This is a genomic window from Mycobacterium sp. E796 (assembly GCF_001672815.1).
GTDB lineage: Bacteria > Actinomycetota > Actinomycetes > Mycobacteriales > Mycobacteriaceae > Mycobacterium.
In genome coordinates, this window is sequence record NZ_LZKK01000040.1 from 14,168 (window position 1) to 40,392 (window position 26,225).

General features: G+C 66.6%; 25 protein-coding genes. 8 read left to right on the plus strand and 17 right to left on the minus strand.

The window, feature by feature from the left end:
- Positions 1 to 16: 16 nt before the first annotated feature.
- Entirely contained in the window at positions 17 to 1,450 is a 1,434-nt protein-coding gene (gene ripA, locus A5706_RS03510) for an NlpC/P60 family peptidoglycan endopeptidase RipA (RefSeq protein ID WP_068127104.1), read from the minus strand.
- Between the two features lie 250 nt (positions 1,451 to 1,700).
- A complete protein-coding gene (locus A5706_RS03515; protein ID WP_068127106.1) occupies positions 1,701 to 2,240 on the minus strand; it encodes a DUF6676 family protein in 540 nt (179 codons plus the stop codon).
- A gap of 153 nt (positions 2,241 to 2,393) precedes the next feature.
- On the opposite strand from A5706_RS03515, the gene A5706_RS03520 reads away from it, so the two are divergent.
- Entirely contained in the window at positions 2,394 to 5,204 is a 2,811-nt protein-coding gene (locus A5706_RS03520) for an aconitate hydratase (protein ID WP_068127107.1), read from the plus strand.
- A 12-nt stretch (positions 5,205 to 5,216) separates the two neighbouring features.
- Positions 5,217 to 5,798, plus strand: coding sequence for a TetR/AcrR family transcriptional regulator (locus A5706_RS03525; RefSeq protein ID WP_068108368.1), 582 nt, complete (start codon positions 5,217 to 5,219; stop codon positions 5,796 to 5,798).
- 38 nt (positions 5,799 to 5,836) lie between these two features.
- Here A5706_RS03525 and A5706_RS03530 read toward each other — a convergent pair whose 3' ends face one another.
- The 4 genes from A5706_RS03530 to A5706_RS03545 all read right to left on the minus strand — a co-directional run bounded on the left by A5706_RS03530 (position 5,837) and on the right by A5706_RS03545 (position 9,333).
- Positions 5,837 to 6,043, minus strand: coding sequence for a helix-turn-helix domain-containing protein (locus tag A5706_RS03530; protein WP_068108365.1), 207 nt, complete (start codon positions 6,041 to 6,043; stop codon positions 5,837 to 5,839).
- Positions 6,044 to 6,135: 92 nt separating this feature from the next.
- The gene (locus A5706_RS03535; RefSeq protein ID WP_068127109.1) at positions 6,136 to 7,764 is read right to left on the minus strand and encodes an ABC-F family ATP-binding cassette domain-containing protein; all 1,629 of its coding nucleotides are present in this window, start codon (positions 7,762 to 7,764) and stop codon (positions 6,136 to 6,138) included.
- Between the two features lie 21 nt (positions 7,765 to 7,785).
- Positions 7,786 to 8,595, minus strand: a complete 810-nt coding sequence (locus tag A5706_RS03540; RefSeq protein ID WP_068127110.1) for an enoyl-CoA hydratase — start codon at positions 8,593 to 8,595, stop codon at positions 7,786 to 7,788.
- Between the two features lie 24 nt (positions 8,596 to 8,619).
- Entirely contained in the window at positions 8,620 to 9,333 is a 714-nt protein-coding gene (locus A5706_RS03545) for a GAP family protein (RefSeq protein WP_068127113.1), read from the minus strand.
- A 340-nt stretch (positions 9,334 to 9,673) separates the two neighbouring features.
- Between A5706_RS03545 and A5706_RS03550 the strand changes: the two genes are divergently transcribed.
- Positions 9,674 to 11,116 (plus strand): condensation domain-containing protein, encoded by a 1,443-nt coding sequence (locus A5706_RS03550; protein ID WP_231985007.1) that lies wholly within the window; start codon positions 9,674 to 9,676, stop codon positions 11,114 to 11,116.
- Here A5706_RS03550 and trxA read toward each other — a convergent pair.
- Entirely contained in the window at positions 11,113 to 11,472 is a 360-nt protein-coding gene (gene trxA, locus A5706_RS03555) for a thioredoxin (protein ID WP_068127115.1), read from the minus strand. The two genes, A5706_RS03550 and trxA, sit on opposite strands and share 4 nt — an antisense overlap.
- Positions 11,473 to 11,655: 183 nt before the next feature.
- On the opposite strand from trxA, the gene A5706_RS03560 reads away from it, so the two are divergent.
- The 3 genes from A5706_RS03560 to A5706_RS03570 all read left to right on the plus strand — a co-directional run bounded on the left by A5706_RS03560 (position 11,656) and on the right by A5706_RS03570 (position 15,266).
- A complete protein-coding gene (locus tag A5706_RS03560; RefSeq protein WP_068127118.1) occupies positions 11,656 to 12,513 on the plus strand; it encodes a PE family protein in 858 nt (285 codons plus the stop codon).
- 78 nt (positions 12,514 to 12,591) lie between these two features.
- The gene (locus A5706_RS03565; RefSeq protein WP_068127120.1) at positions 12,592 to 14,421 is read left to right on the plus strand and encodes an acyl-CoA dehydrogenase; all 1,830 of its coding nucleotides are present in this window, start codon (positions 12,592 to 12,594) and stop codon (positions 14,419 to 14,421) included.
- A 71-nt stretch (positions 14,422 to 14,492) separates the two neighbouring features.
- Positions 14,493 to 15,266 (plus strand): DUF5666 domain-containing protein, encoded by a 774-nt coding sequence (locus A5706_RS03570; RefSeq protein ID WP_231985008.1) that lies wholly within the window; start codon positions 14,493 to 14,495, stop codon positions 15,264 to 15,266.
- A gap of 6 nt (positions 15,267 to 15,272) precedes the next feature.
- Here A5706_RS03570 and A5706_RS03575 read toward each other — a convergent pair whose 3' ends face one another.
- From A5706_RS03575 to A5706_RS03600, 6 genes are all read right to left on the minus strand, one after another.
- Positions 15,273 to 15,680, minus strand: a complete 408-nt coding sequence (locus A5706_RS03575) for a cupin domain-containing protein (RefSeq protein WP_068127122.1) — start codon at positions 15,678 to 15,680, stop codon at positions 15,273 to 15,275.
- Positions 15,681 to 15,692: 12 nt separating this feature from the next.
- Entirely contained in the window at positions 15,693 to 16,460 is a 768-nt protein-coding gene (locus A5706_RS03580) for an SDR family oxidoreductase (RefSeq protein ID WP_068127123.1), read from the minus strand.
- Between the two features lie 69 nt (positions 16,461 to 16,529).
- Entirely contained in the window at positions 16,530 to 17,060 is a 531-nt protein-coding gene (locus tag A5706_RS03585; RefSeq protein ID WP_231982172.1) for a cupin domain-containing protein, read from the minus strand.
- A gap of 56 nt (positions 17,061 to 17,116) precedes the next feature.
- Positions 17,117 to 17,884 (minus strand): SDR family NAD(P)-dependent oxidoreductase, encoded by a 768-nt coding sequence (locus A5706_RS03590; protein ID WP_068127125.1) that lies wholly within the window; start codon positions 17,882 to 17,884, stop codon positions 17,117 to 17,119.
- Positions 17,885 to 18,050: 166 nt separating this feature from the next.
- Positions 18,051 to 18,968: an LLM class F420-dependent oxidoreductase gene (locus tag A5706_RS03595; RefSeq protein ID WP_068127127.1), complete on the minus strand. Its 918-nt coding sequence runs from the start codon at positions 18,966 to 18,968 to the stop codon at positions 18,051 to 18,053.
- Between the two features lie 40 nt (positions 18,969 to 19,008).
- Positions 19,009 to 19,389, minus strand: coding sequence for a nuclear transport factor 2 family protein (locus tag A5706_RS03600; RefSeq protein WP_068127129.1), 381 nt, complete (start codon positions 19,387 to 19,389; stop codon positions 19,009 to 19,011).
- Positions 19,390 to 19,798: 409 nt separating this feature from the next.
- Between A5706_RS03600 and A5706_RS03605 the strand changes: the two genes are divergently transcribed.
- Entirely contained in the window at positions 19,799 to 21,454 is a 1,656-nt protein-coding gene (locus tag A5706_RS03605; RefSeq protein WP_068127131.1) for a PE family protein, read from the plus strand.
- A 241-nt stretch (positions 21,455 to 21,695) separates the two neighbouring features.
- On the opposite strand, the gene A5706_RS03610 is transcribed toward A5706_RS03605, so the two are convergent.
- Positions 21,696 to 22,349 carry a TetR/AcrR family transcriptional regulator gene (locus A5706_RS03610; protein ID WP_068127132.1) on the minus strand — a complete coding sequence of 218 codons (654 nt, stop codon included), beginning with the start codon at positions 22,347 to 22,349 and terminating at the stop codon, positions 21,696 to 21,698.
- Positions 22,350 to 23,119: 770 nt separating this feature from the next.
- Here A5706_RS03610 and A5706_RS32000 point away from each other — a divergent pair.
- Positions 23,120 to 23,554, plus strand: coding sequence for a TetR family transcriptional regulator C-terminal domain-containing protein (locus A5706_RS32000; RefSeq protein ID WP_197517735.1), 435 nt, complete (start codon positions 23,120 to 23,122; stop codon positions 23,552 to 23,554).
- Between the two features lie 190 nt (positions 23,555 to 23,744).
- Here the strand turns inward: A5706_RS32000 and A5706_RS03620 are convergent, their stop codons facing one another.
- The 3 genes from A5706_RS03620 to A5706_RS03625 are packed head-to-tail and all read right to left on the minus strand — an operon-like array spanning position 23,745 to position 26,136.
- A complete protein-coding gene (locus A5706_RS03620; protein ID WP_068127135.1) occupies positions 23,745 to 25,226 on the minus strand; it encodes an MFS transporter in 1,482 nt (493 codons plus the stop codon).
- A gap of 46 nt (positions 25,227 to 25,272) precedes the next feature.
- Positions 25,273 to 25,416, minus strand: a complete 144-nt coding sequence (locus tag A5706_RS32855) for a hypothetical protein (RefSeq protein ID WP_156766654.1) — start codon at positions 25,414 to 25,416, stop codon at positions 25,273 to 25,275.
- 54 nt (positions 25,417 to 25,470) lie between these two features.
- Entirely contained in the window at positions 25,471 to 26,136 is a 666-nt protein-coding gene (locus tag A5706_RS03625) for a nitroreductase family protein (protein ID WP_068108319.1), read from the minus strand.
- Positions 26,137 to 26,225: the final 89 nt, after the last annotated feature.

Sequence of the window (26,225 nt, forward strand, 5' to 3'; positions counted from 1 at the left end):
TTCACTGCTCATTTACTCACCACTCGATGTAGCGGACCACGTACGGCGTCATCCCGCTGGTGCGCACGGGCGCGACGCGAACCTTCAATCCGATGTCGGGAGCCTCGAGCATCTGGCCGTCGCCGAGGTAGATCGTGACGTGCTGGCTGCCGCCTGGTCCGTAGAAGATGACGTCACCGCGGCGCATCTGCGCCGACGGGATCTTGCGGCCAAGGTTGTACTGCGAACCCGAGTAGTGCGGCAGCTTGATGCCCACGCCGGCGAACGAGTACAGGACCAGGCCCGAACAGTCGAAGCCGGTGATCCCGGCGCCGGAGTCGATGCCCTTGCTGGGCCCGGCCGCGTTGCCGCCGCCCCACGAATAGGGCACGCCGATCTGCGACATGCCGCGCCGGATCACGTACTCGGTGGCCTGCCGCCCGTACACCCGGGGAATGCGGCCGGCGGTGCCGCCGGGTGCGGCGTTGGTGATGCCGGTGTCGTCGGGCTTGAGGATGCCCAGCTGCTGCAAGAAGCTTCGGCCCATGCCGGCGGTGACCTGCGTCGACGTGGCCGAGATGCCCAGCACCTGGTTGATGACGGCGATCGGGTCACCGGGGACGTTGGCGCTGGGCACCATGGGCAACGTCGGGTCCCACAGGCCATCCCACCGGCGGCCCCCGGAATGCGGGGCGCCGGCCGGGGAACCCGGATCCCACCGGTCCCCCGAGACCGCGACGCCGGACGAGCCGTGCTCCGCCGCCCATTCACGCTGGGCCGCTACGAGTTTCGCCTGGGCCTGGTCCCGCTCGTCGGCCAGACGGGTGGCCAGTTCACGCTGGTCGTTGAACTTGCGCTTGGAATCGGTGAGCGCGGCCACCGCGGCATCCTGGCTGGCCTTGGCGTCGGCGGCGGCCTTGTCGGCCTTCTGCTTGGCCAGCCGCGCCGCCGACTCCTTGTTCACCTGCTCGGTCCGGGCCCGCTGCAGCTTGTCCATCACCGCCTGGGAGCTCGCGGTCAGGGTCTCGGCGGCGCTCTGGGTCGCGATCATGTCTTCGGGGCTGGTCGCGGTCAGGTAGCTGCCCGACGGCCCGTTCATATAAGTGGCCGCCGCGAAGGTGTTGAACCGATGCTGGGCGGCGGCGATCGCCGCGTTGGCGTCCCTGACCGCCTGCTGGCTGGCCTCGACGTCATGCTCGGCGGCGGTCGCGTTGTCCCGCGCGGTCTCGACGTCGACCAGTGCCTTGTTGACGCTTTCCTGCTCGGTCTGGATTTCGGCCGTCAGGTCTTCCAGGCGCTGGTTGGCCTTGGCGACGTTCGCGATCAACGCGGCCATGCTGTCCGCGGCGGGGTCGGCGTCGGCCAGGCCCGGGGTGGACATCAGCATGGCCACGCTCAGCACCGACGGAACGACCGGCCGGAGCAACCTGATGGCCGGTCGCGCAGAGGGTCCCCAGCGCGTACGTCTCATTCGACAGGTCTCCTACGGCTCAACGCGGACGGGCGGCGCCAGGCACGGCCTTTCTGAAAACGCCACAAACAACACGAGCACCATTTGCACCGTACGTCACAGATGACGCGGTGGAAACGCTAGTCACAAACTGCACTCTTGACGTGCGTTTAATGTGACCGAACGGTGACCTGGGTTGTTTGCCGCGCGAATTCGAAGGGCGCGGCCCTTTGAGGCGACCCGCCCCGGATGCGCGTGTCAGACGCGGTTACTAGGCGCCGTCGGGCGCTTCCGCCGTCGTGTCCGGCGCCCCGGCCGGCGTTGCTGCGCGCTTGGCGCGCAACTGCAGAAATCGGGTGCCCACGGCCGCCGCCAGCACCGCGATCAACAGGAAGATGGTCAGGCCCGTCCAGGGGAACTCGGGCGTATTCAGCTCGTGCAGGAAGTGCTGCGCCGAGACGACCGGGTTGCCCGTCTTGGCGTTGTCCTCGCCGGCCTCGAGCGTCACGCGCGGGAATTGCGTGCTGTAGGTGCCGACGTAGCTCGGGCTCAACGTCAACACGGTGGCGTCGTGATAGTCCGCGCCGACGACGGTGGAGATGTCGCGCAGCGGGGTATCGTTCGGCGGGTTGTGGTCGAGCAGCACGATCTTGAGGTTGATGCCGTCGGCGTGCGCCTGGTTGACGATGTCGAGCAGGCCGGGCATCGCCCCCGGCGGGGCGCTGACGCCGGTGGCGGCGACCTGCGCCTTGATCGCGGTCATGTCGACGTCCACCGGAATGTATAGCGGCAGGATCGGGTGCCCGGTCATGCCGACACTGTAATGGGGCTTTAAACCCGCGCCGCGCGCGACAAGACTGGGACAAGGGGCACCCGCCGTAATACAGGACAAGCGTACTGTTAAAGTGTTACCGCACCGCCGACATGGCCCGTCGGCGGAAGAACTTAATCCTTGGGAGTTGAAGTGACTGATTCTGTGAACTCGTTCGGAGCCCGCGACACCCTCAAGGTCGGCGACAAGAGTTACCAGATCTACCGCCTAGACGCCGTCCCCAATACCGAGAAACTCCCCTACAGCCTCAAGGTCCTGGCCGAAAACCTGCTGCGCAACGAGGACGGCAGCAACATCACCAAGGACCACATCGAGGCCATCGCGAACTGGGATCCCAAGGCGGAGCCCAGCATTGAGATCCAGTACACGCCGGCCCGCGTGGTGATGCAGGACTTCACCGGTGTGCCGTGCATCGTCGACCTGGCCACCATGCGCGAGGCCATCGGCGACCTCGGCGGCAGCCCGGCCAAGGTCAACCCCCTGGCCCCCGCCGACCTGGTGATCGACCACTCGGTCATCGCCGACCTGTTCGGCACCGCAGACGCGTTCGAGCGCAACGTCGAGATCGAGTACCAGCGCAACGGCGAGCGTTACCAGTTCTTACGTTGGGGGCAAGGCGCTTTCGACGACTTCAAGGTGGTGCCGCCGGGCACCGGCATCGTGCACCAGGTCAACATCGAGTACCTGGCGAGCGTGGTGATGGACCGCGACGGGGTGGCGTACCCGGACACCTGCGTGGGCACCGACTCACACACCACGATGGTCAACGGCCTCGGCGTGCTCGGCTGGGGCGTCGGCGGCATCGAGGCCGAGGCTGCGATGCTGGGCCAGCCGGTGTCGATGCTCATCCCCCGGGTCGTCGGCTTCAAGCTGACCGGCGAGATCCAGGCCGGCGTCACGGCAACCGACGTCGTGCTGACGGTGACCGAGATGCTGCGCAAGCACGGCGTGGTCGGCAAGTTCGTCGAGTTCTACGGCGAGGGCGTGGCCGAGGTGCCGCTGGCCAACCGCGCCACCCTGGGCAACATGAGCCCCGAATTCGGTTCCACCGCAGCCATTTTCCCGATCGACGAGGAGACCATCTCTTACCTGCGCTTCACCGGGCGCACCGACGAGCAGCTGGCACTGGTCGAGGCGTACGCCAAGGAGCAGGGCATGTGGCACGACCCCAAGCACGAGCCGGCCTTCTCCGAATACCTCGAACTCAACCTGTCCGACGTGGTGCCGTCGATCGCGGGGCCCAAGCGCCCGCAGGACCGGATCGCCTTGTCGGAAGCGAAAGCGACGTTCCGCGAACAGATTACGAGCTACGTCGGCGACGACCCCGACAAGAAGGGCTACTCGAAGCTGGACGAGGCGGTCGACGAGTCCTTCCCCGCGAGCGACCCGGGGGCGCTGGAGAACGGGCACGCCGACGACGCCCCCAAAGTGGAGTCGGCCGCCAAGCACGCGAAAGGCCGGGTGAGCAACCCGGTGACGGTGCGCTCGGACGAGCGCGGCGAGTTCGTGCTCGACCACGGTGCAGTGGTGATCGCCGCGATCACGTCGTGCACCAACACCTCTAACCCGGAGGTGATGCTGGGCGCGGCGCTGCTGGCGCGCAACGCCGTCGAGAAGGGGCTCACGTCCAAGCCGTGGGTGAAAACCACGATGGCGCCGGGCTCGCAGGTGGTCCACGACTACTACGACAAGGCCGGCCTGTGGCCGTACCTGGAGAAGCTCGGCTTCTACCTGGTCGGCTACGGCTGCACGACGTGCATCGGCAATTCCGGCCCGCTGCCCGACGAGATCTCAAAGGCCATCAACGACAACGACCTTTCGGTGGCGGCGGTGCTGTCGGGCAACCGGAACTTCGAGGGCCGGATCAACCCCGACGTGAAGATGAACTACCTGGCGTCGCCGCCGCTGGTGGTCGCCTACGCGCTGGCCGGGACCATGGACTTCGACTTCGAGTCCCAGCCGCTGGGCACCGATAAAGACGGCAACGACGTCTTCCTGAAGGACATTTGGCCGTCGCAGAAGGACGTCTCGGACACCATCGCCTCGGCGATCAGCCAGGAGATGTTCACCAAGAACTACGCCGACGTGTTCAAGGGCGACGAGCGCTGGCGCAACCTTCCGACGCCCAGCGGCAACACCTTTGAGTGGGACCCGGATTCCACGTACGTGCGCAAGCCCCCGTACTTCGAGGGCATGTCGGCCGAGCCGGCACCGGTCTCCGACATCTCCGGCGCCCGGGTGCTGGCCCTGCTGGGCGATTCGGTGACCACCGACCACATCTCCCCCGCCGGCAGCATCAAGCCGGGCACCCCCGCGGCCCAGTACCTCGACGAGCACGGCGTGGACCGCAAGGACTACAACTCGTTCGGCTCGCGGCGCGGCAACCACGAGGTGATGATTCGCGGCACCTTCGCCAACATCCGGCTGCGCAACCAGTTGCTCGACGATGTCGCCGGCGGCTACACGCGCGACTTCACCCAGGACGGCGGCCCGCAGGCGTTCATCTACGACGCAGCGCAAAACTATGCGGCGCAGAACATTCCGCTGGTCGTGCTGGGCGGCAAGGAATACGGGTCGGGCTCGTCACGCGACTGGGCGGCCAAGGGCACGCTGCTGCTGGGCGTGCGGGCGGTGATCGCCGAGTCATTCGAGCGCATCCACCGGTCCAACCTGATCGGCATGGGCGTCATCCCGCTGCAGTTCCCGGAGGGCAAGACCGCCGGAGACTTGGGGCTGGACGGGACCGAAGTCTTCGACATCACCGGCATCGAGGCGCTCAACGACGGCAGGACCCCGAAGACGGTGCAGGTCAAGGCTTCCAAGGATGGGTCGGACCCGATCGAGTTCGACGCGGTGGTGCGCATCGACACCCCCGGCGAGGCCGACTACTACCGCAACGGCGGCATCCTGCAGTACGTGCTGCGCAACATGCTGAAGTCATAGCCGTCGCCGCCTGTGCCAAAAGTCAGCGAGGACCATCTGGCGGCTCGCCGCCGCCAGATCCTCGACGGTGCCCGCCACTGCTTCGCCGAATACGGCTACGACAAGGCGACGGTGCGCCGGCTGGAAAAGGCGATCGGGATGTCGCGCGGCGCGATCTTCCATCACTTCCGCGACAAGGACGCGTTGTTCTTCGCGCTGGCCCACGAGGACGCCGAGCGGATGGCCGACGTGGCGTCCCGCGAGGGCCTGATCCAGGTGATGCGCGACATGCTCGCCGCGCCCGACCAATTCGACTGGCTCGCGACCCGGCTGGAGATCGCGCGCAAGCTGCGCAACGATCCGGTTTTCAGCCAGGGCTGGGCGGATCGCTCCGCGGAACTGGCGGCGGCGACCACCGATCGGCTGCGCCGGCAAAAGGAGGCGCACCGGGTGCGCGACGACGTACCCGGCGACGTCCTGCAGTGCTACCTAGAACTGGTGCTCGACGGCCTGGTGGCCCGGCTGGCATCCGGTGAGGATCCGCGCCGGCTGTCCGCGGTCCTGGATCTGGTGGAAAAGTCGGTGCGGCGCAAGGAGTCTGGGGCGCAAGCGTAACGCCACTGCGAATGAGGGGACGTAATTTCGCAGTGACGCTACGCCCGCGCGGACTGGCGCCGGGCCGAAGTGTGGTTGGGGCCGCCGCGGCCGCGCAGCGTAGTGCCGGACTCGAGCAGCATGCTGTGAACCGATCCGTACGATCTGCCGGTGGTGGCCGCCAGGTTCCGGATGCTGGCGCCGCCCTCGTAGGCGTTGCGTAGTTCGTGCAACATCTGCTCGCGCGTCTTCTTCGGCCTGCGCACTGCGCTCTTCAACGTCCCCTCCATGCTGTGGGCTCGATCCCCAAGCACATAGAGTAAGAAGCCGTCGCTGGCCGCGGGCCGATTTGGCGAAATCAGGCCAGTTCGATGAGATCCCGGTAGTCGTCGGACCAGTAGTCCTCGGTGCCGTCGGGCAACAGCACGACGCGTTGTGGGTCGAGGGCCTCCGCCGCGCCCGGGTCGTGGGTCACCAGCACCACCGCGCCGAGGTAGCTGCGCAGCGCGTCGAGCACCTGTTCGCGCGACGCGGGGTCGAGGTTGTTGGTGGGTTCGTCGAGCAACAGCACGTTGGCCGTGGAGGCCACCAGGCCGGCCAGCGCGAGCCGGGTCTTCTCACCGCCGGAGAGCGTCCCCGCCGGTTGGTCGAGCTGCGGGCCGCTGAACATGAACGCGCCGAGCAGGCCGCGCAGCTCCTGTTCACCGGACTCGGGCGCGGCGTGCCGGATGTTCTCCCAGACCGTCGCGTCGTTGTCGAGCGTGTCGTGCTCCTGCGCGAAATACCCGATCCGCAAACCGTGTCCGGGCTCGAGTGCCCCGCTGTCGGGGGTCTCGACGCCGGCCAGCAGGCGCAGCAGCGTGGTCTTGCCCGCCCCGTTGAGGCCCAGCACCACCACGCGCGAGCCGCGGTCGATGGCCAGGTCGACACCGCTGAACACCTCGAGCGACCCGTACGACTTGGAAAGCCCCTTGGCAACCAGCGGCGTGCGCCCGCACGGGGCCGGGGTGGGGAACTTGATCCGGGCCACCTTGTCGGCGACCCGTTCCTCGTCGAGCGCCGCCATCATCCGGTCGGCGCGGCGCAGCATGTTCTGCGCCGCAACGGCTTTGGTGGCCTTGGCGCCCAGCTTGGCGGCCTGGGTGCGCAACGCGGCGGCCTTGCGCTCGGCGTTGGCGCGTTCGCGGCGGCGGCGCTGCTCGTCCGTTGCCCGGGCGTCCAGGTACTTCTGCCAGCCCATGTTGTAGACGTCGACCTCGCCGCGCACCGCGTCCAGGAACCACACCCGGTTGACGACGTCGGCGAGCAGCTCGACGTTGTGGCTGATGAGCACGAGCCCGCCGGTGTGCGCCCGCAGGAAATCGCGCAGCCAGCCAAGCGAATCCGCGTCGAGGTGGTTGGTCGGCTCGTCGAGCAGCAGGGTGGTGGACGACCCGGCGCCGCTGTCGGACGCGGCGAACAGGATGCGGGCCAGCTCCACGCGGCGGCGCTGCCCGCCGGACAGCGTGCGCAACTTCTGCGTCAGCACCCGTTCCGGCAGGCCGAGACTCGCGCAGATGCGGCCGGCTTCGCTCTCGGCGCTGTAGCCGCCCAACGCCACGAACCGCTCCTCCAGCTGCCCGTAGCGACGGATCGCGCGGTCCCGCGCGTCGTCGTCGGCGACCTCGGCCATCAGCGCCTGCTGCTTTTCCAAGTCGGTGAGCAGCACGTCCAATCCGCGGGCCGACAGCACCCGGTCGCGGGCCAGGACGTCGAGATCGCCTTCTTTGGGATCCTGTGGGAGATAACCGATTTCGCCGATCTGGGCCACCGATCCGGCGTAGGGCTGGCTCTCGCCCGCCAGGATACGCAGGGTCGTCGTCTTGCCCGCCCCGTTGCGGCCCACCAGCCCGATGCGATCGCCGGGCTGCACGCGCAGGTCCGGGCCGTCGGGCGAGAGCAAGATGCGCGCACCAGCGCGGACCTCGAGGTCCGTGGCCGTGATCACATCCGCTCCCTTGCGTGCTGGTTATTTGTCGTCGGTGAAAACCGGTGGCCGCTTCTCCGCGCGCGCGGCAACCGCTTCCTCGAAGTTGGCGGTGAGCAGGCGGACGAAGAGCTGTCCTAGGCCTTCGGCTTGCATGTGCCCCTCCAGGCTACCGGCGTCGAGTCCACTCCACAGCGTGCGCTTGGTCAACTCGATTCCCGGGCGCGAGAACGCCGCGATCCGCGCGGCGATCGCGTAGCAGGTGTCCAGCAGCTGGGCGTCGGGCACCTGGCAGGACACCAGCCCGATGCGCTCGGCCTCCTCGGCGCTGATGTCGCGGCCGGTCAGCATGATCTCGAACGCACGCGACGACCCGATGGCCCTGGGCAGCAGGTAGGACAGCCCCAGTTCGCTGGCGGTCAGGCCGTTGTTGATGCCGGCGGCCCGGAAGTAGGCGCTGGTCGAGGCGACCCGGATGTCGGCGGCCAGGGCCAGGCACAGCCCGCCGCCGATCGCGGGTCCGTTGACCGCGGCGATCACCGGTTGGTGCAACCGCCGCAGCCCCAAGATGACGTCGTCGAGCAGCTCCATCGACCGCAGCGCGTACGTCGGGCGGGTGAGCCCGGCGACGTGCGGCACGGTGCCCGCGGACTTGTGATCGGCGCCGGAGGAGAAGCCTCGGCCCGCCCCGGTCAGCACCACGACGCGCACGGAATTGTCGTAGGTGACCTTTTCGAGGGCCTCTTTGAGCGGCACCATGACGTCGAAGGCCATGGAGTTCATCCGTTCGGGCCGATTGAGGGTTATCAGCGCGACTCCGGGCCGCGGTTGCTCTACCAGTACCAGGCTCACCCGTGAAAGGTAACGCGTGCTGGGTCAGACGTGGCCCAGGCCGGTCGTCATCAGGAAAACGCCCAGCACCGCCACCACGATCCCGAGGACCGCCCGCCTGCGGGCCTGCACCCAGTCGTGCACGCGCGACATCATCGCGCCGGTCCGGGCCGGCGCCGCCAAATGGCAGATCAGCGGGATTTCAGCAAACGCCAAACCCACCAGCGTGTATGCCGCGGCGGCGCTGACCTGCGCGCCCAGCGCGGCCCCGGAGGCCAGGATGACGGTGAGTGCCGCCAGGTAGCGGAAGTCGGTCGTCAACCCCACCCCGACGAGGAAGGTGATCCACGGGGGGCCGGCCCGCAGCGCCTGCAGGGCCCGCGCCGATATTCGCGAGAACGCCGTGGGTTCGGCCTGGTCAAAGGGGGTGCCGGCGGGCACCGCCACCGGGCGGCGCACCGAAACACCAATCGCGATCGACGCGGCGATCAAAAGCGCGAGCACGCCCATCGCGATCTGAATCCGCCCCGCTGTGGAACTCGAGGTGGCGAGTTCCACCCGATCCATCACCCCGAGCACGACGTCGTGCAGCCCGACGAGTGCGCCCAGGGCCAGGACCACGCCGACCACCAGCCCGCCCAGCCAGAGGGCAAAAAGATGGAGCACGGGCTGTCGCCGCGAACACAGCAGCAGGGCGACGCCGAGTCGACCCGGGTCCACCCCCGCGACCAGTGCCAACGCCAGCACCGTGCCCCACATGGGCGCGACTCTACCGGCAACGGGCAGGGTCGCGTTCGTACTTCGGAGCGATTAGCCTGCGGCCGCGCGGGTCCGGTTTCGGTACGCGACCGTACGTTAAATGTCGTTGAAACGCCCCACGGCGCTTCGTTTGGTCTGCTATCTTTAGCCACCATTGGGCGCGTGTCAGCTACGGCCCGTTGAGATGTCTTGGGCGGGCAACAACAGCGGGGCACTGGCGCGCAAATGTGCTGTCCCGCAACCGGATCCGGCCAATGGAGGTAGGAACGCCGTTCGGCAAAGCAATGGTAGGGCTATGAATCCGCTGTGTCCAGGCGATGAAGCAGACTAGGGAGGGAATGTGTTCATCCCAGGGGAAGAGGCGTTCGGGGCAATCCACGATTGGTTGCCGGATCCGGGGGCGGTCGTGTGCTGGCATCCTTCGCCGGCCTCGCTCAACAAGGTCCGGCAAGCCCCGATAAGCGCCGTCCCGGCCAGCCACCAACAGGCCCGCCACCTGCGCAATTTCGTTGACCACGCCGCCCGGGGGGTCGACATGTCGAGGCTGTGCATCGGCAGCTGGGACATGGCCGGCCGCTGCGATATCCGGGTCCTGACCTACGTCATCAACACGCATCTTCGCCGGCATGACACGTATCACAGCTGGTTCGAATTTGCCGACGGTGACCGCATTTTGCGACACACGGTTCGCAATCCGGCCGACATCCAATGCGTTCCGGTCAAGCACGACGACATGACGCCGGAGGAATTTCGCGAGCACATCGTGGCCACGCCGAGCCCGTTGGAGTGGGATTGCTTCCGCTTTGCGGTAATCCAGCGCGCGGATCACTTCACCTTCTGCTTCAGCATCGACCATCTCTACATCGACGCGCAGTTTCTCGGCGCGATCCGCATGGAGCTGTATCTGATGTATACCTCGCTGCTGGCCGGCGGTGCGCCGCCGGCGCTTCCGGCGGCGGGCAGCTACGAGAAGTACTGCGTGCAGCAACATGAATACACCTCGGCCCTGACGCTGGACTCCCCGCAGGTGCAGGCCTGGGTGGACTTCTTCGAACAGAATGACGGCACCCTGCCGGAATGCCCGGTGTCGCTGGGCGACGGGTCCGGGGCCTGCGACCTGATGTTCGTCCGGCTGATGGACGAACAACAGACAGCCGAATTCGAAGACGCGTGCATAGCCGCGGGCGGCCGCTTCAGCGGCGGCGTGTTCGCCTCCGCGGCCCTCGCGCAATACGAATTGACCGGCGCCGAAACGTATTACGGTCTTGTCGCGTGCGATACCCGCGGCTCTCGGGACGAGTTCCTGACGATCGGTTGGTTCACCGGCTTCGTCCCGATCACCATCCCCGTCGGCTCGTCATCGTTCGGTGCCGCCGTGCGCGCCGCTCAGCAGTCGTTCGATTCGGGCAAGGCCCTGGCGAACGTGCCGTTCTCTCGCGTGCTGGAACTCGCGCCGTGGCTGCGGATGCCTCAGGGGCGCGTTCCGTTGCTGTTCCACCTCGACGCCAGCAGCCCTCCCCTGTCCACCATCGTGAAGTCGGAATGGGGCGGTTCGAACATCAAGATCCATCACGACGGCGGGGTCCCGGCTCGATTCGACTTACGCGTCAACCGGTATGAAAAGGAAACGCACGCCATGGTGTTTTTCCCCGACAACCCGGTCGCCCGCGAGTCGGTCACCCGCTACCTCGAGACGCTGAAGTCGATTTACCTCCGCGTCGCCGAAGGCCGCGGCGGGGCACCGCTATGGGATGTCGCCGCGCTGCAGCGGCAACTGGTTTAGGCCTGCTCGGCCTGGGCGGCCTCGGCCGCCTCGACGTCGAAGGCCTTGATCTGCTGGACCAGGTCCTCCAGGGCCGATGCCGGTAGCGCGCCGGCCTGGTTGAACAGCAGCTTGCCCTTCTTGAAGGCCATCAGCGTCGGGATGGACCGGATCTGGGCGGCCGCCGCGAGCTGTTGCTCGGCCTCGGTGTCGACCTTGGCGTAGACGATGTCGGGATGCTTCTCCGAGGACGCCTGGAACGTCGGGGCGAACTGGCGGCACGGGCCGCACCAGGAGGCCCAGAAGTCGACGAGCACGATGTCGTTGCCCTCGATGGTCTCGTTGAACTGCTCAGCAGTGAGATCGCGTGTTGTCACAATGCCCTTAACGTTGGTAACTGACGTGATGTTCCCACGGCTCTCCCGGGCCCGAAATACGACGCGAATCGTGTGCGTGAGCCATTAAATTCACCGCGACGACAGCAAACAATTTCGTACTCCACAGCTGCTGAATTCGCGATACGATTTTGCGGTCGCTGACGCATCACCGGGAGGTGCGGGATGTCATTTCTGGTCGCGGATACGGAGTTGGTGTCAGGGGCAGCCGGGAATCTCGCCCGGATCGGTTCGGCAATTAACGAGGTCAATTCCGCGGTGGCGGCCCAGACGACCGCGGTGACCGCCGCCGGGGCTGATCAGGTGTCCGCCGCAACCGCCGTGGTGTTCGACGCGCACGGCCAGAGCTATCAGGCGCTCAGCGCCGAGGTCGCGGCGTTCCACGACCAATTCGTGCAAAACCTGCTCGGCGGCGCGCAGGCTTACGCCGCCACCGAAGCCGCCGGCACCAACCCCCTCAAGCCACTGTTCGACCTGATCAACGAGCCAACCCGGCTCCTATTGGGCCGCCCGCTGATCGGCAACGGAAACAACGGCACCGCGGCGGGCCAGGCCGGTGAGGGCGGCGGGATCCTGTTCGGCAACGGCGGCACTGGCGGGCCGGGCGGCCGCGGCGGTGACGCGGGACTGTTCGGTACCGGCGGCATGGGCGGGGCCAGCGGTCCTGCCGGGATCGGCGGCGCCGGCGGCAACGGCGGGCTGCTGTGGGGCAACGGCGGCGCGGGCGGAGAAGGCCTCAACGGTGGCGGCGCGGGCGGCAGGGCGTGGCTCGTCGGCAACGGCGGCACCGGCGGGAACGCCACGTTTTCCGGAACTGCCGGTGCGGGCGGGCAGGCCGGTTTGGTCGGAAACGGCGGCGACGGCGGTGAGGGCATAAGTGTGGCGGTGCTTGCCAACGGCGGCAATGGAGGCAACGCCTGGCTGTTCGGCAACGGCGGCAGGGGCGGGCATGCCCTGTTCGGCCTGCCTGGAGATGGCGGTCAGCGCGGACTCCTGTTCGGCATGAACGGCGCGCCCGGGTAGCGGCCCTACTTACGGTTGCGTACGTTTTCCCGCGTCCGACAGACTTGTCGCTGAGCTATCGGGCGGGAGGGAATCGCGTTGGGACACTACATCGCTAATGTCCGCGATCTCGAGTTCAACCTGTTCGAGGTCCTCGAACTGGGCGCCGTGCTCGGCACCGGAACCTACAGCGACCTCGACGAGGACACCGTCGGAACGATCCTGGCCGAGGCCGCTCGCCTGGCGGAGGGTCCGGTGGCGGAGTCCTTCGCCGCCGCCGACCGCAACCCGCCGGTGTTCGACCCGGCCGAGCACTCGATCAGTGTGCCGGACGAGCTGGCCAAGACGGTGCGGGCGATCAAGGAGGCCGGGTGGTGGCGGCTGGGCCTGGCCGAGGAGATCGGCGGCATGCCGGCGCCGCCCCCGCTGGCCTGGGCCGTCAACGAAATGATCCTGTGCGCCAACCCTTCTGCGAACTTCTTCAACTTCGGCCCGTTCATGGCCCAGGCGCTCTACGAGGAGGGCAACGAGCAGCAACGGCAGTGGGCCGCCGTCGGTGTGGAGCGCGGTTGGCAGGCCACCATGGTGCTCACCGAGCCCGACGCAGGCTCCGACGTCGGCGCGGGCCGCGCCAAGGCCATCCAACAGCCCGACGGCACCTGGCATATCGAGGGCGTCAAGCGGTTCATTTCCGGCGGCGACGTCGGCGAGACCGCCGAGAACATCTTCCACCTCGTGCTGGCCCGGCCGGAGGGCGCCGGCCCGGGCACCAAGGGATTGAGCCTGTTCTATGTGCCCAAGTATCTGTTCGACCCCGAGACGTTCGAACTCGGTTCCCGCAACGGCGTTTTCGCCACCGGGCTGGAACACAAGATGGGCATCAAGTCATCGCCGACGTGCGAATTGACCTTCGGCGACGGCGACGTGCCCGCCGTCGGCTACCTGGTCGGCGACGTGCACAACGGGATCGCGCAGATGTTCACCGTGATCGAGCAGGCCCGCATGACGATCGGGGTGAAGGCGGCGGGCACCCTGTCCACGGGCTACCTGAACGCACTGGCCTTTGCCAAGGAGCGCGTGCAAGGCGCCGACCTCACCCAGATGACCGACAAGACCGCGCCGCGGGTCACGATCATGCACCACCCGGACGTGCGTCGCAGCCTGATGACCCAGAAGGCGTACGCCGAGGGACTGCGGGCGCTTTACATGTATGCCGCCGCGCATCAGGATCCCGATGTAGCGCAACGGGTTTCGGGCGCTGACGCCGACATGGCGCACCGCATCGACGACCTGCTGCTGCCGATCGTCAAGGGGGTGAGCTCGGAGCGGGCCTACGAGGTTCTGACCGAATCGCTGCAGACGCTGGGGGGCTCGGGCTTCCTGTCCGACTATCCGCTCGAGCAGTACATCCGCGACTCAAAGATCGATTCACTCTACGAGGGCACCACCGCGATCCAGGCGCTCGACTTCTTCTTCCGCAAGATCGTTCGCGACCACGGCCAGGCCCTGCAGTTTGTGGTGGCGCAGATCAGCAACACCATCGACAACTGCGACGGCGACCTGAAACCCCTGGCCGAGCTGCTGCAGACCGCGCTCGACGAGGTCACCGCGATGACGGGCGCGCTGACCGGCTACCTGATGTCGGCCACGCAGCACCCGACCGAGATTTACAAGGTGGGGCTGGGATCGGTGCGCTACCTGCTCGCAGTCGGCGACCTGGTCATCGGCTGGCGGTTGCTGGTGCAGGCGGGTATCGCCCACGCCGCGCTGGCCGACGAGCCCTCCGCGAGCGACAAGAGCTTCTATCAGGGCAAGATCGCGACGGCGAAGTTCTTCGCCAAGAACATGCTGCCCAGGCTGACCGCGCAGCGCAGGGTCCTCGAATCCATCGACGACGACATCATGCGGGTCTCCGAAGACGCGTTCTGACGCTTCACAGTTCCGGCACAGCTCGAGCGGGTACACCTTTTCGTGGTCCAACTCACGAATGGGGGAAAACGTTGATATCAGCAACCCGTCCCACTCCTCGACTCACCCGCTTCGCCATCCTCGCCGCCACGGGGGCCGCCGCGCTGTCCGTCGCCGCCTGCGGTTCGTCGAACCAATCGGCCCCGACGTCGACATCCACCTCCACGTCGACGGTGACCTCCACCGCCACGTCGCAGGCACCGCCCCAGGGCGAGGCCAAGGTGAGCGGCCTGATCGCGTCGGTCGCCGGCAACTCGATCCGGGTCACGAAAGACGACAACGGCAGCGCCGCCGTCAATTTCACGTCCACGACCAAGATCACCGAGGTCGCTCCCGCCACGCTGAGCGACGTGACCCAGGGCAGCTGCGTCACCGTGCGGCCCACCAAGGAGATCCAGACCGGGCAGCCCGCCACCGCCGCGTCGGTCCGGGTCAGCCCGTCGGTCAACGGCACCTGCCCGAAGCCCAAGGAGTCCGGTCAGGGTTCCACCACCACGCCGCCCTCCGGCTCACCCTCGCCGGCGCCCGCCAAGCCAAAGCCGTTGCTGGGCTCGGTTGCGTCGGTGACCGGTAACACCATCACCGTCGCGGGTACCGACGCGAGCGGTAATAGCACGCAGACGCCCGTGACCGTCGACGATCAGACCAAGTACTCCAAGTTGGCGACCGCCACTCCCGACGCGATTGCGCAGGGCAAGTGCATCAACGCGCGCGGCAGCCTGGACAACAGCGGCACGCTGGAGGCGACCAGCATCAACGTGCGGGCGGCCGTCGACGGGAAGTGCCCGGGCAAGCCGCGCGGGTGATCCCGGTTACTTGACGCGGAGTCCCCGGCGCGCCTCAAGCTCCGTTTCGGTAACCCATTCGCGCAACGGTTTCCCGGGCGCGCACAGCAGTGTGAGCACAAAGCTGCAAGGAATGTCGGTGCGGTAGTTGGCGTCCTGATAGTGGATCACGTCGCCGCCGGGCCCCCAGAAGGCGTCGCCGGCCCGGAGGACGCGCGGTGCCGCACCCTCGATTTCGAACAGCATCTCGCCGCCGATCACGTAACCGAATCCTGGACCGCCAGGAATGCGATGGGGCGGGTATCCAGGCGCGCCCGGCGGATGGTTGATAAGAACAGTCATGACAGAGGCATTGGCGGGGATCGACGGTGACCGTACTTCCTGGAGCACCTTTATTGTCGACTCGAGTTCGGAGTCGTTCGCACCGACCATGATTCGATATCCTGGTCAATTTCCCTGTGGGCGGCGGCCGGAGCGTGCGTCGATCCAGTCGGAGTATCGAGTGCTGAAGATGGTGGCGTTCTCGTCGGGTTCGAGGGTGTGATCGTCGATCACCGCACCGAAGTATGGCGCATGAGCGTCGGTCACGACCCGACGTTGATCACCGCTGGCGGCAAGGCCCGCGCGGACAAAGTCGTCCATTCCCATTGCTTCGGGCCCGGCGATCTCGGTTATTCCGTTGGTGGGCGGTCCGACTGCCGCGTCGGCAACCGCGGTGGCGACGTCGTCGGCCGCAATGGGACGGAACATCGCGTGTGGCAATCTGACGATGTCGCCGTCTGTCGCGGAATCGGCCAAGACCACCGCGAATTCGTAGAACGGAGTTGCTCGCACAATCGAGTATGGCCGGCCCGAATCCTGGATCAGCTTCTCCTGAGCCGCTTTCGCGGTGTTGTAGCCGCTATCTGGCATGCTCTGCGAACCCACTACGGACAACGCGACATGGTGTTTGACTCCCGCGTCCCGTTCAGCCGAGAGAAGATTCGTGGTCGTCGTTGTGAAAAAGTGCATCACAGGTTCGTCCTCGAACAATGGTGAGTCGGCGACATCGACCAAGACATCCGCACCCGCGACGGCGTCGGCGAGGCCTTCGCCGGTGAGCGAATCGACACCCGATCGGCGTGAGGCGATGATCACGTCGTGTTCCTGCGCGCGGAGCCTGGCCACTACTTTCGAGCCGATAAGCCCACGGCCGCCGATGACTACGATCTTCATGGTGAACCTTTCAGTTCCGGTCTGTGAATGACGGCCCTGCGCAATGACCCAGAGCACCAGCGGTTTTGTTCAGAGAGGTTCACCGGGGAACTTCAAGTCGAAGCGGGCGCATAGTTCAGGGACGCTATCAACGTCCATCTCCAGTTCATACCGCGCACAGAGCTGATCTAGGACCTCTGGCGATATCTTGGCGATCCCGCCGAGATCGGAAAGCTCGTCGAAGAACTGCTCGAATCCTGCGGGGGAAATCATCTCGAGGATGCGGGCAGGCTCGTCGCCCGCGTTCCAGAACGTATGCCACTGGCCTCGCGGCTTGAAAATGAAGTCACCAGGTCCGCCCTCGATCACCTCATCGCCAAGCAAAGCGCCTACGCGCCCCTCGATGATCCAGCTGTACTCGTCTTCGTTGTGGTGGCGATGAAGCGGTGCTGCTAGCGCCCGCGGAGACAACGGATGCTCGAGGACGGAGAAGCGGCCTTCCGCCTGAGCCTTGTCGAGGATGTGGCGGACACCGACCGTCCCATTGAACACGTACTTGCCTTCGGTGCGGCCGACGGACTTCGCCGGCGGGCCGCCCGGCCTCAAGATATCGATTGTCACTGCATTTTCCTTTCAGCTTCCATCGTTTTCGAAGTCCCAGGACCACGTCCACCGGGTCAATTGCGGCCGGCCATAACGCCGCCGTCGACGTTGAGAATCGCGCCAGTGACCCAACTCGCGTCATCAGACAACAGATACGTCACCGCGTTGGAGACGTCGGCCGTGGTGCCGACTCGCCCCAACGGATGAAACGGCGCGAAAGTGTCAAGCGTGGCGTCGATCTCGTCCTTGGGGACCCACCTCTCAAGAGCCGGGGTCTTCACCGCGGCCGGTGCCACCGCGTTGACGCGGATCTTGTGCCCGGCAAGCTCAATGGCCAGGTTATGGGTCAGCGCATGCAGCCCTGCTTTTTGCATCGAGTGGCCGCACGATGGGGTGACTCCGATCGCCTGATGCGCCCACATGCTGCCGATGTTGACGATGGCCCCACCCTCACCGCGGGCGATCATGCCCTCGACGACGGTCTGCGTCAGGAAGAACAGCCCATAGTTGAGATCCATGTACGAGTCGTAATCCTGCGCGTCGTACGCGAGAAACGGCTTGGGGATGAAGAATCCCGCCGCATTCACCAGCAGTGTCGCCTTGCCGTGCTGCTCAGAAAGCGCCCGCTGCACATCCGCAACCGCGGCGCGGTCCGTCAGCTCGGCAGCGATGCCCCAGGCATGGCCACGCCGGCTCAGCTCAGCGACGGTGTCGTCGACACGCTCTTTCGACAGGCCGACGATCACCGCGCTCCCGCCGTGATCGATGATGTCGATTGCAACCTGTCGGCCCATGCCGGCACTGCCGCCGATAACAATGACCTTCTTGCCCTCAAAATGCATGTGCGGGTTGCCTTCCTAGCTTGTGCTGACTGCTCCGGCTGGACTTGCGGGGCACCCGCGAACGGTCCGACGATCCGGCATGTACCTGGTCCTAACGAGATTGCGCCCCCGCGGGGTGAGCTGTCATCACCCCAATCCCCCCTTCACCCGGGTGAGTGCTCGGGGATCAGAGCGAGGCTGCAAGGGCCCACAGCTCGTCGGCCTTGGCGGCGTCCGCCCAGGCCAGCGCGGTCACCACCACGTCCGTCGCACCGGCGTTCAGATAGCTCTGAAGCCGCCGCTTGACCGTTGCCGCTGAACCCACTGCGGCGATGTCTACCGCGCGAGCCACGCGCTCTCGCGCAATCACCTTCCGATATGACGGAATCGCCTCGTAGAAACTCAACCTGTCGGCAGTGAAATCCTTCGCCGCATCGACGTCGTCCGACACGACCGCGGGGACCTGCGCGATGATCTTTGGTTTCGGCCGTCCAGCGTCGGCCGCCGACTTCGCGATGGCCGGTTCGATGAACTCTGCGATTGTCCGCGGGCCGGCAAGGTACGGCAGGGTGCCGTCGGCCAGCTCGCCGGTGACCTGCAACGCCTTCGGGCCCATCGCGGCCACGTATACCGGGACGGGCGTGCCCCCGGCGACCCGTACTGGCCATCCCGGGTGCGCGCTGATTTCGTCGCCGTTGAAGTACACAGCTCCGGTATCGAAGATGGATCTCAGCACCGTCAAGTGCTCGCGAAGGCGCGTGACCGTATTGGGCCACTGCGTCCCGAAGGCCTGCCGCTCCGGCTCATGCGCGCCCAATCCGAGCCCGAGACTGAAGTTGCCGTGCGAGGCGGCCTGCGCCGTCTGCGCCTGCGACGCGACGATCAGCGGGTGACGCGGGTTGATCGGCACCGCCGACGTGCCGACGCCGAGCCCGGGTACGGCCGCGCCGATAAAAGCGGCGAGGGCGATCGCGTCGTAATCGAATTGCTGGCCCAGCCAGATCTGGCGGACGCCGAGTGAAAACGCCCGGCTGGCCTGCGCCACCATGTCATCGACGACATTGGTCGCTTTTGGGTTGGGAAATAACACGATTCCAGTCGGCATGCTGCTTCCCTTCACAGGCCGAAGGTGGCTGTGGCGCGGGTTAAGCCCCCGGAGCAATCGCACAGGCCGCGACACAAACCCAGCTGCCATCACGCTTCTGATATGTGTCCGTGTACAGAGCTTCTTGCTCCGCTCCGTCGGCAAGCATGGTGTATGTCGCGCGGGCGTGGATCAGCGCAACGTCACTGAGGATGCGGATGTTGACGTCGTGCACCGCGAGATCCTTGAAGGGACGTGGCTTAGCGATGTATTCGAGAAACTCCTCGCGGTTCCGGGTGACGCCCGGAGTCTGCACAATGAAGTCCTCGGCGAGGAACTCGCTGAAGCGCTTGACATCGTTGAACTGGTCGGAGTGGACGTAATCCTCGTTGAGCTGCTCGAGGGTCGCCAGATCTTCCGCGGACTGCTTGGTGTCGTTCATTTATCGCGTCCCTCCTCGAAGCCGTTCGTACCGCCTGGGCCTTGTTGCCCCCCGAGATTGCAGCCACGAGGGATGAGCCGTCATCACCCCGACCACATATTCACCCGGGTGAGTGATGTCGCCGGGCAAGCCAATTCGGGATTCTGTACCTCACGCGTCAGAGGTGAAGTACGTTGCTGCGTGGCGGAGTCGGTGTGTGCGGGTCGCCGGCGATGAGCACTCCGGCGCCGTAGCGGACTAGTTAGTCCATTTTTAGCCCTGCTGAGATGTTTCCCACTGTGTGAGAACATGTTCCATGGATGCGTCGTTGACTCGTGGACTGTAAGGTCCACATGTGGGACGGACTGTTTGACCGTTCAAGACCACACACACGGCCGGATGACGTCGGCCAGTCGAGGAGAGTTCTGCTATGTCGTTCATGTCCATCACGCCGGATCTGGTTGCGAATGCTGCTGAGGATCTGGCGAGCGTCCATTCGTCGCTAGCCGAGGCAACTTCGGCCGTCGCCGCTCCGACGACTGGCCTTCTGGCAGCGGGTAAGGACGAGGTGTCGCTGGCGGTGGCTTCCCTTTTCAGTGGGTTCGGCCAGGATTTCCAGGCTCTCAGCGCCCGGGCGCAGGGTTTTCACGCCGAATTTGTCAGCTTGATGAAACAGGGTGCTGCCGCGTACCTCGGCACCGAGGCGGCCAACGCCTCACCACTGCAGACGCTGGAGCAAGACGTGCTGAGTGCGATCAACGCGCCCACCGAAACGTTGGTGGGCCGCCCGCTGATCGGCAACGGCACCAACGGGGCGTCGGGTACCGGGCAGGCCGGTGGGGCCGGCGGATTGTTGATCGGTAACGGCGGGAACGGCGGCTCTGGCGCTGCCGGCCAGACCGGAGGGGCCGGCGGCGCCGCTGGGCTGATCGGCAACGGCGGCATCGGCGGCGCCGGAGGTGCGGGCGCCGCGGGCGGCGCGGGCGGCACCGGGGGGTTCCTGCTCGGTAACGGTGGCGCCGGCGGGCTTGGCGGCACCGGGGGCGGGGTCGGTGGCGTCGGCGGCAACGCGATGCTGCTCGGCAACGGCGGCGCGGGAGGGCTTGGCGGGGCTGCCGTCGGCGCGGGTGACGGCGGCGCCGGCGGCGCCGGCGGTACGGGCGGGCTGCTGGTGGGCGCCGGCGGTAACGGCGGCGTCGGCGGGGCCGCGACCACTGGGGTTGCCGGCGCCGGCGGAGCCGGCGGCAACGCGAACGGATTGTTCGCGAGCTTCGGAGGTGACGGTGGGACAGGCGGCGCGGCCACCACGGGAACCGGTGGGGTCGGCGGCGTCGGCGGCGACGGCTTCGCGCGAGGCCCATTCGGCTTGGATATCGCGAGCGGCGGGACCGGCGGAGCCGGCGGCGCCGCAATGAGTGGGATCGCCGGGACCGGTGGCGCCGGCGGCTCGGGCGCGGCGGCGGGCCTGATCGGAATGGACCTCGTCGGCGGTGGGGCGGGCGGGGCCGGCGGTGCCGTCACCACCGGGGTGGCCGGCGCCGGCGGTCTCGGGGGCAATGCGGTCGCGCCCGCCCTAATTGGATTTGGCGGCGCTATCGGCGGGGCCGGAGGAGTTGGCGGCGCGGCCACAGGTGCAACGGGTATCGCTGGTGCCGGCGGCACTGGCGGCATGGGCCTGTCCACGACCGTCGCCCAGGGCGGAGCCGGCGGGGCGGGCGGTGCCTCGAGCTTCGGCACCGGCGGTGATGGCGGCACCGGAGGCCTCGGCGCCGGCGCCCTGGCCGGCATGGGCGGCCAGGGCGGCCAGGGCGGGGCTGCTGACATGGGCGCCGGTGGCACGGGTGGCACTGGCGGCAGCGGCCTCGGTCTCCTCGGCGTGGGCGGCGACGGTGGCAACGCCGGCTCCGGCATCGGTGTTGCCAACGGGGGCAATGGCGGCAACGCCTCGGGTGTCCTGGACGGCACTCCCGAGACGTCGATAATCGGTTTCGGCGGCCATGGCGGCAATGGAATCAACGGCGGGACAGGCGGCACCGGCGGGAACGGCGGCATGTTCGGAGCCCCGGGAACCGACGGGATGTCCTAGCGCCGAGCGGCCCCAATCCAACTGCGGTGCACAGCATCTCATCCACGATGCAGTCGGGGTGCTGTGCACCGCAGGCTTAAGCCGAGTCGCTTGACGAATTAAGCGAGAGACCGGGAAAGTTGGTGACGGTTGGTACCGAAAGACGTCAAGCAGCAAGTAGTGGTCGCCGACGAAGAGGACACCTACGCTGGTGTCGCACACCGCGGCGGCTGACAGTGACCCGGCGAAGCCGTGGCCGATGTCACGACTTGCGCCGTGCGCGGTCAGGTTGGTTTGTCAGGCTGTCGATGTGGGCGAGCGCCATGTCCAGTGCGGTGGCCATCGCCGTGACGTCATGGTTGGCCTGGGCCAGCAGGTAGCCGCCCTGCAGGGCGGCCAGCAAGCCGGTGGCCAGGGCGTCTGGGTCGGCCGTCGCAGCGAGGGTATCGTCCTCTTGCATACGCCTCAGGCCGTCGGCTAGCAGTCCTTTCCAGCTGGCGAAGTAGTGAGACAGCGCGGCGCGGGCCTGTTCGTCTTGGTCGGATATTTCGATTGCCATAGATCCCAGCGCGCAGCCGTAGGCGCCGCCCTGCAACGCCGCGCCTTGCACCAGGGCATCGCGCCAGCGGCGCAGGCCGCGCATCGATTTCAACCGTTGCAGCCTTTGCTCTTCGCGAGCCAACACCTGCGCGGCCCGATAGGCCAGCACTGCCCGAATTAATTCAGGCTTGCCTGCGAAGTGTTGGTATAGCTGAGATTTGCTCGTGGCGGTGGCCTCGCGGACATCGTCGAGGGTGACCGCGTTGACGCCGCGCACATACATCAAATCCGCAGCCGCCGCAATGATCCGGTCTCGCGTGGCCGCTCCGCGTGCTGTGATACGTCGCGCGCGGTTGGAAAGTTCACTCTGGCCCACGGTGCCAGCAGCTTGCCGACTCCGGCCCCCCGCGTCAAGACGCGCTGGCGCCCGCCGCTGCGCAACGCCGCCGCCAAACTTTGAGTAGGGCTGGGCACCATGCCTGCCTGTGCGCGCGCTCATCGCTGCCTGGTCTGCACCTCGCCTAACCACGATTCGCCCTCGCAACCACTACGCGGCAGCCATCGCGGTGCCGTCCCGCCCTAACACGATACCTGCTTGTGCGGACCTTATAGTCCTCATGTCCGCCGTGTTCCGACCGGCGGACACATTCGCCTCCCCCGCCGACGAGGTCCGCGGGGCGCAGAACTATCGGTCTATTTAGACCACTCTGTAGCGTCGCACCGGTGACTCCAAGCTGCTGGCGCGACAGCGACCGACGTGTGGAGAATCCAGCGTAACAAGCTGATCCGGCACGAATCGCTTCCGAAACCTAACGTTGGCGTGGCCCGCGGGCGCTGGCCAAGGACTATCTTTAGGACGATATAGTCCTTTGTAGAGAGGGTGAGGGACTACGCGCGCGATACAGCTATGACGGAGATAGCGGATGAGACTACGCAGCCGCTTCGCGGAAGTCGATGCCGCGGAGATCCCGGCCATGCCGCACTGCCTGCCTGCGCCGCGCCGGCCCACCACGGTCCTGCGGTCTGGACGCGTCGACCGACATGCGGCGGACCTGCGGCTCGCAAGCAGCAATCACGGCGCGCATCCTACGTGGCGGTGGGTGCAAATCAGGGCGCTACCAACAATTCTGCGACGAGGAAGACTTAGTGCGTTCGGTCTTAAATGAGCAAGCCCAGGCACTGCTGCGTCAACAGCGCTGCGAATTGCAAGCGGTTACCAGCGTGGCGGACCTTGAGCGCTGGCGCGACCGCTTGGTCACTGCCAACGCGCGGCGCGGCGGCGCGTTCGGTTGCGTGTTGGGCAGTATGGTCTCGCGGCTGGCCGACCGCGACGAGCGCTGTCGGCTGCTGCTGGCCGGCTATTTCGCCGAGTGGCAGCGCCTTGTCGCGGCCGCGCTGCGCCGTCTGCAGACCTGCGGTGAACTGGCGCGCGACGCTAATCCCGAAGAACTGGCGACCGGGCTGATCGCCGCGCTTCAAGGCGGGTATGTGCTGAGCCAGGCTAGCCACGACGTCGACGATATGGCTGCAGCCATCGACGTAGCGCTCAGCCGCATCCGGTCCTATGTGATCGCCGAGTAATCGACCACGCTTTGACCGGGTGCGCAATGCGCCGCCTCACCGGAGGCGTCGAACCAAGAAGTACGCCAATGCTTTCGTAGATCGCGGTCGTCGTCCCCTAGGGGGGCTCGGGCTTCGGCACACCGCCGGGTGCCCGCCGGACCCGGTTGCAGTATTTCTCGCCATTACCGTTCGCCAAGCGGGTGAACGATTAGTTCGGAGTGGACGGTTCGGTCGCGACCGAGGCGCTGCTGGCCAAGCAGGGTTGCGCACCGGGCCGGTCGCGGCACAACGCCGCGATCTCGCAGGGCACCTGCTGGCGCCCGACAGGCCGATTGGTTATCAACAGCGCGGCGCACAACGCACCTAGGGCGAACAATGCGGCGCTCACCTCCAACGCGCGGGCGAATCCGGGCGCGCTCGCCGCACCAACACTGATCAGGCCTATGGATCCGGTCGACATCAGCGCGGCCAGCCGCGAGACGGCGTTGTTGATCGCCGAACCCAGGCCGCTGTGTTCAATCGGCACCGACGCCAGTGTCACCGATGTGAGCGGTGTGATCGTCGCCACCAGCCCAATTGCCAACACGGTCATCCCCGGTACCAGATCGGTGAGCGCGTGGAACCCGTTGGCTTTCGGGCGGATCAGCAGCAGGCCGACCGCCGCCAACCCGGGTCCGACGATGAGGAACGTACGCGGCCCCACCCGCGCGGCAGTTCGGCCGACGTGCCGGGCCAGCACAAACGATAGCGCCGGGATTGGCAGGGTGGCCAGCCCGGCCATGGTGGCTGAATATCCGCCGATTTCTTGGGTGTAGAGGGCTACGGCCAGCGATCCCAGTGTCAACCCGCCGTAGACCAATGCAGTGACGAGGTTGCCGACGGCGAAGTTGCGAAAGGTGAACAGCGGCAACGGAAGCATTGGATGCCTGCTGCGGTGCTGCCATGTCACGAAGCCAACCAGCGCGGCGATCCCGATCACCGCTGGTGTGATGACCATTGGGTCGGTCCAGCCATCGCGTTGCGCTTCGATCAATGCGTACACGGTCGCCGCCGGCCCTGCCACCGAGAGGCCCAGCCCGGCGATATCTATGCGCGCTCCTTCGACCCGCCCCGACATCGGGCACAGCCAGAACGTCAGCGCATATCCGACCGCCATCGGTATCGCCGACAACACGAATATCCAACGCCAGCCTAGGAAGTCAACGCAAATTCCGCCCAATAGCGGCCCCAACGCGAAGGCGATGCCCGTCCACCCGGTCCACAAGCCGATCGCGGCGGCCCGGTGGGCTTTGTCGAACACCGTGTTGATGAGCGCCAGGGATCCCGGCACGAGGAACGCCGCACCCAGGCCCTGAATGAGGCGCGCCGTGATCAGCATCGCCGGCGAGGCGGCGGCTGCTGCCAGCACAGAGCCCGAACCGAAAGCCAACAGCCCGAACCGCATCACGGGAACGCGGCCGAACAGATCCGAGATGGACCCGCCGGGCAGAATCGCGGCCACCGTCGCGAGCAGGTAGCCGTCGACAATCCATTGCTGCAGCGCCAGGCCACCGCCGAGGTCGTGCTCGGTGGCCGGCAAAGCCAGGTTGATCACCGTGGAGTCGAGGAACGCGACCATCGACACCATAACCGCGACCACCATCGCACGGCTGGTCGGTGCCGCGTCGCGCAATATCACTGCGCGGGCCATTCGACGCAAACCGACGACCGGGCGCCAAACCCGTTGCGTACGCCGGTCATCGGTGTTGTCTGAGCGCCTTCAGCTGCGCCAGCACATCGATGTCGCGGCTAGTAATCGCGTTGTGCCCGTCATCGCCATCGAGCGATTCGGTTCGCCTAGAACCATTGTCAGGGCAGGGGTTTTCGTAATCGCCATCCATGGCTGTCCTCCTTAGAAAATCGCACCGGCACGGGCGACCGGCTCGCCGCGCCGCTCACCACCGGTCGAAGTGCAGCACGTCGTCGAGCGGGATCCGTTTGGCAGGGCGGAACGTCGTGCCGGTGTAGTAGGCGGTGGGGACGGTCGTGGCGTGATAGACGTTGTCGGGCAGGCCCAGGATGGTCCGCATCTCGTCGTCGGCCATTATGGTCACCCCGGTCCATGTGGTCCCCAAGCCCCGAGAACGGGCGGCGAGCATGTAGCTCCACGTGGCGGGCATGATCGAACTCCAATACTGGTTGGCGTTTTCGGCTGTCAATCTGCCGTCGCCGTCGATGACCTCGACGCAGGGGATGACCAAGACGGGGACCTCGCCGAAGTGATCGGCGAGATACGCCGCGCTGTCAGAAACTTTGCGCTGCTCGTGATTGCGCGCGGGATCGTCCTTGAACCGATCGGCGACCGCGAAAGGGGATGCGACGATCAAGTCCCATGTGCGGCGGTACACATCGGCGATCGCGCGACGCTGCTCCGGGTCGGTGACCACGATGAAGCTCCAATTCTGCACGTTGGCGGACGTCGGCGCCTGCACCGCGATTTCCAGGCATTCCCGAATCAGGCCGATAGGAACAGGTTTGGTCAAATCGAGCCGTTTGCGCACCGAGCGGGTCGTGGTCAGCAGCGCGTCGGTGGACAACTCGACGATCGGGTACGCACTCACTATCTCGGGGATCCTTTCGCGTGCACTGATCGGAAGGTCGGATCGCTCACGCAAGCAGGATGGCGGTGACTTCAACTTCCACGCGGATG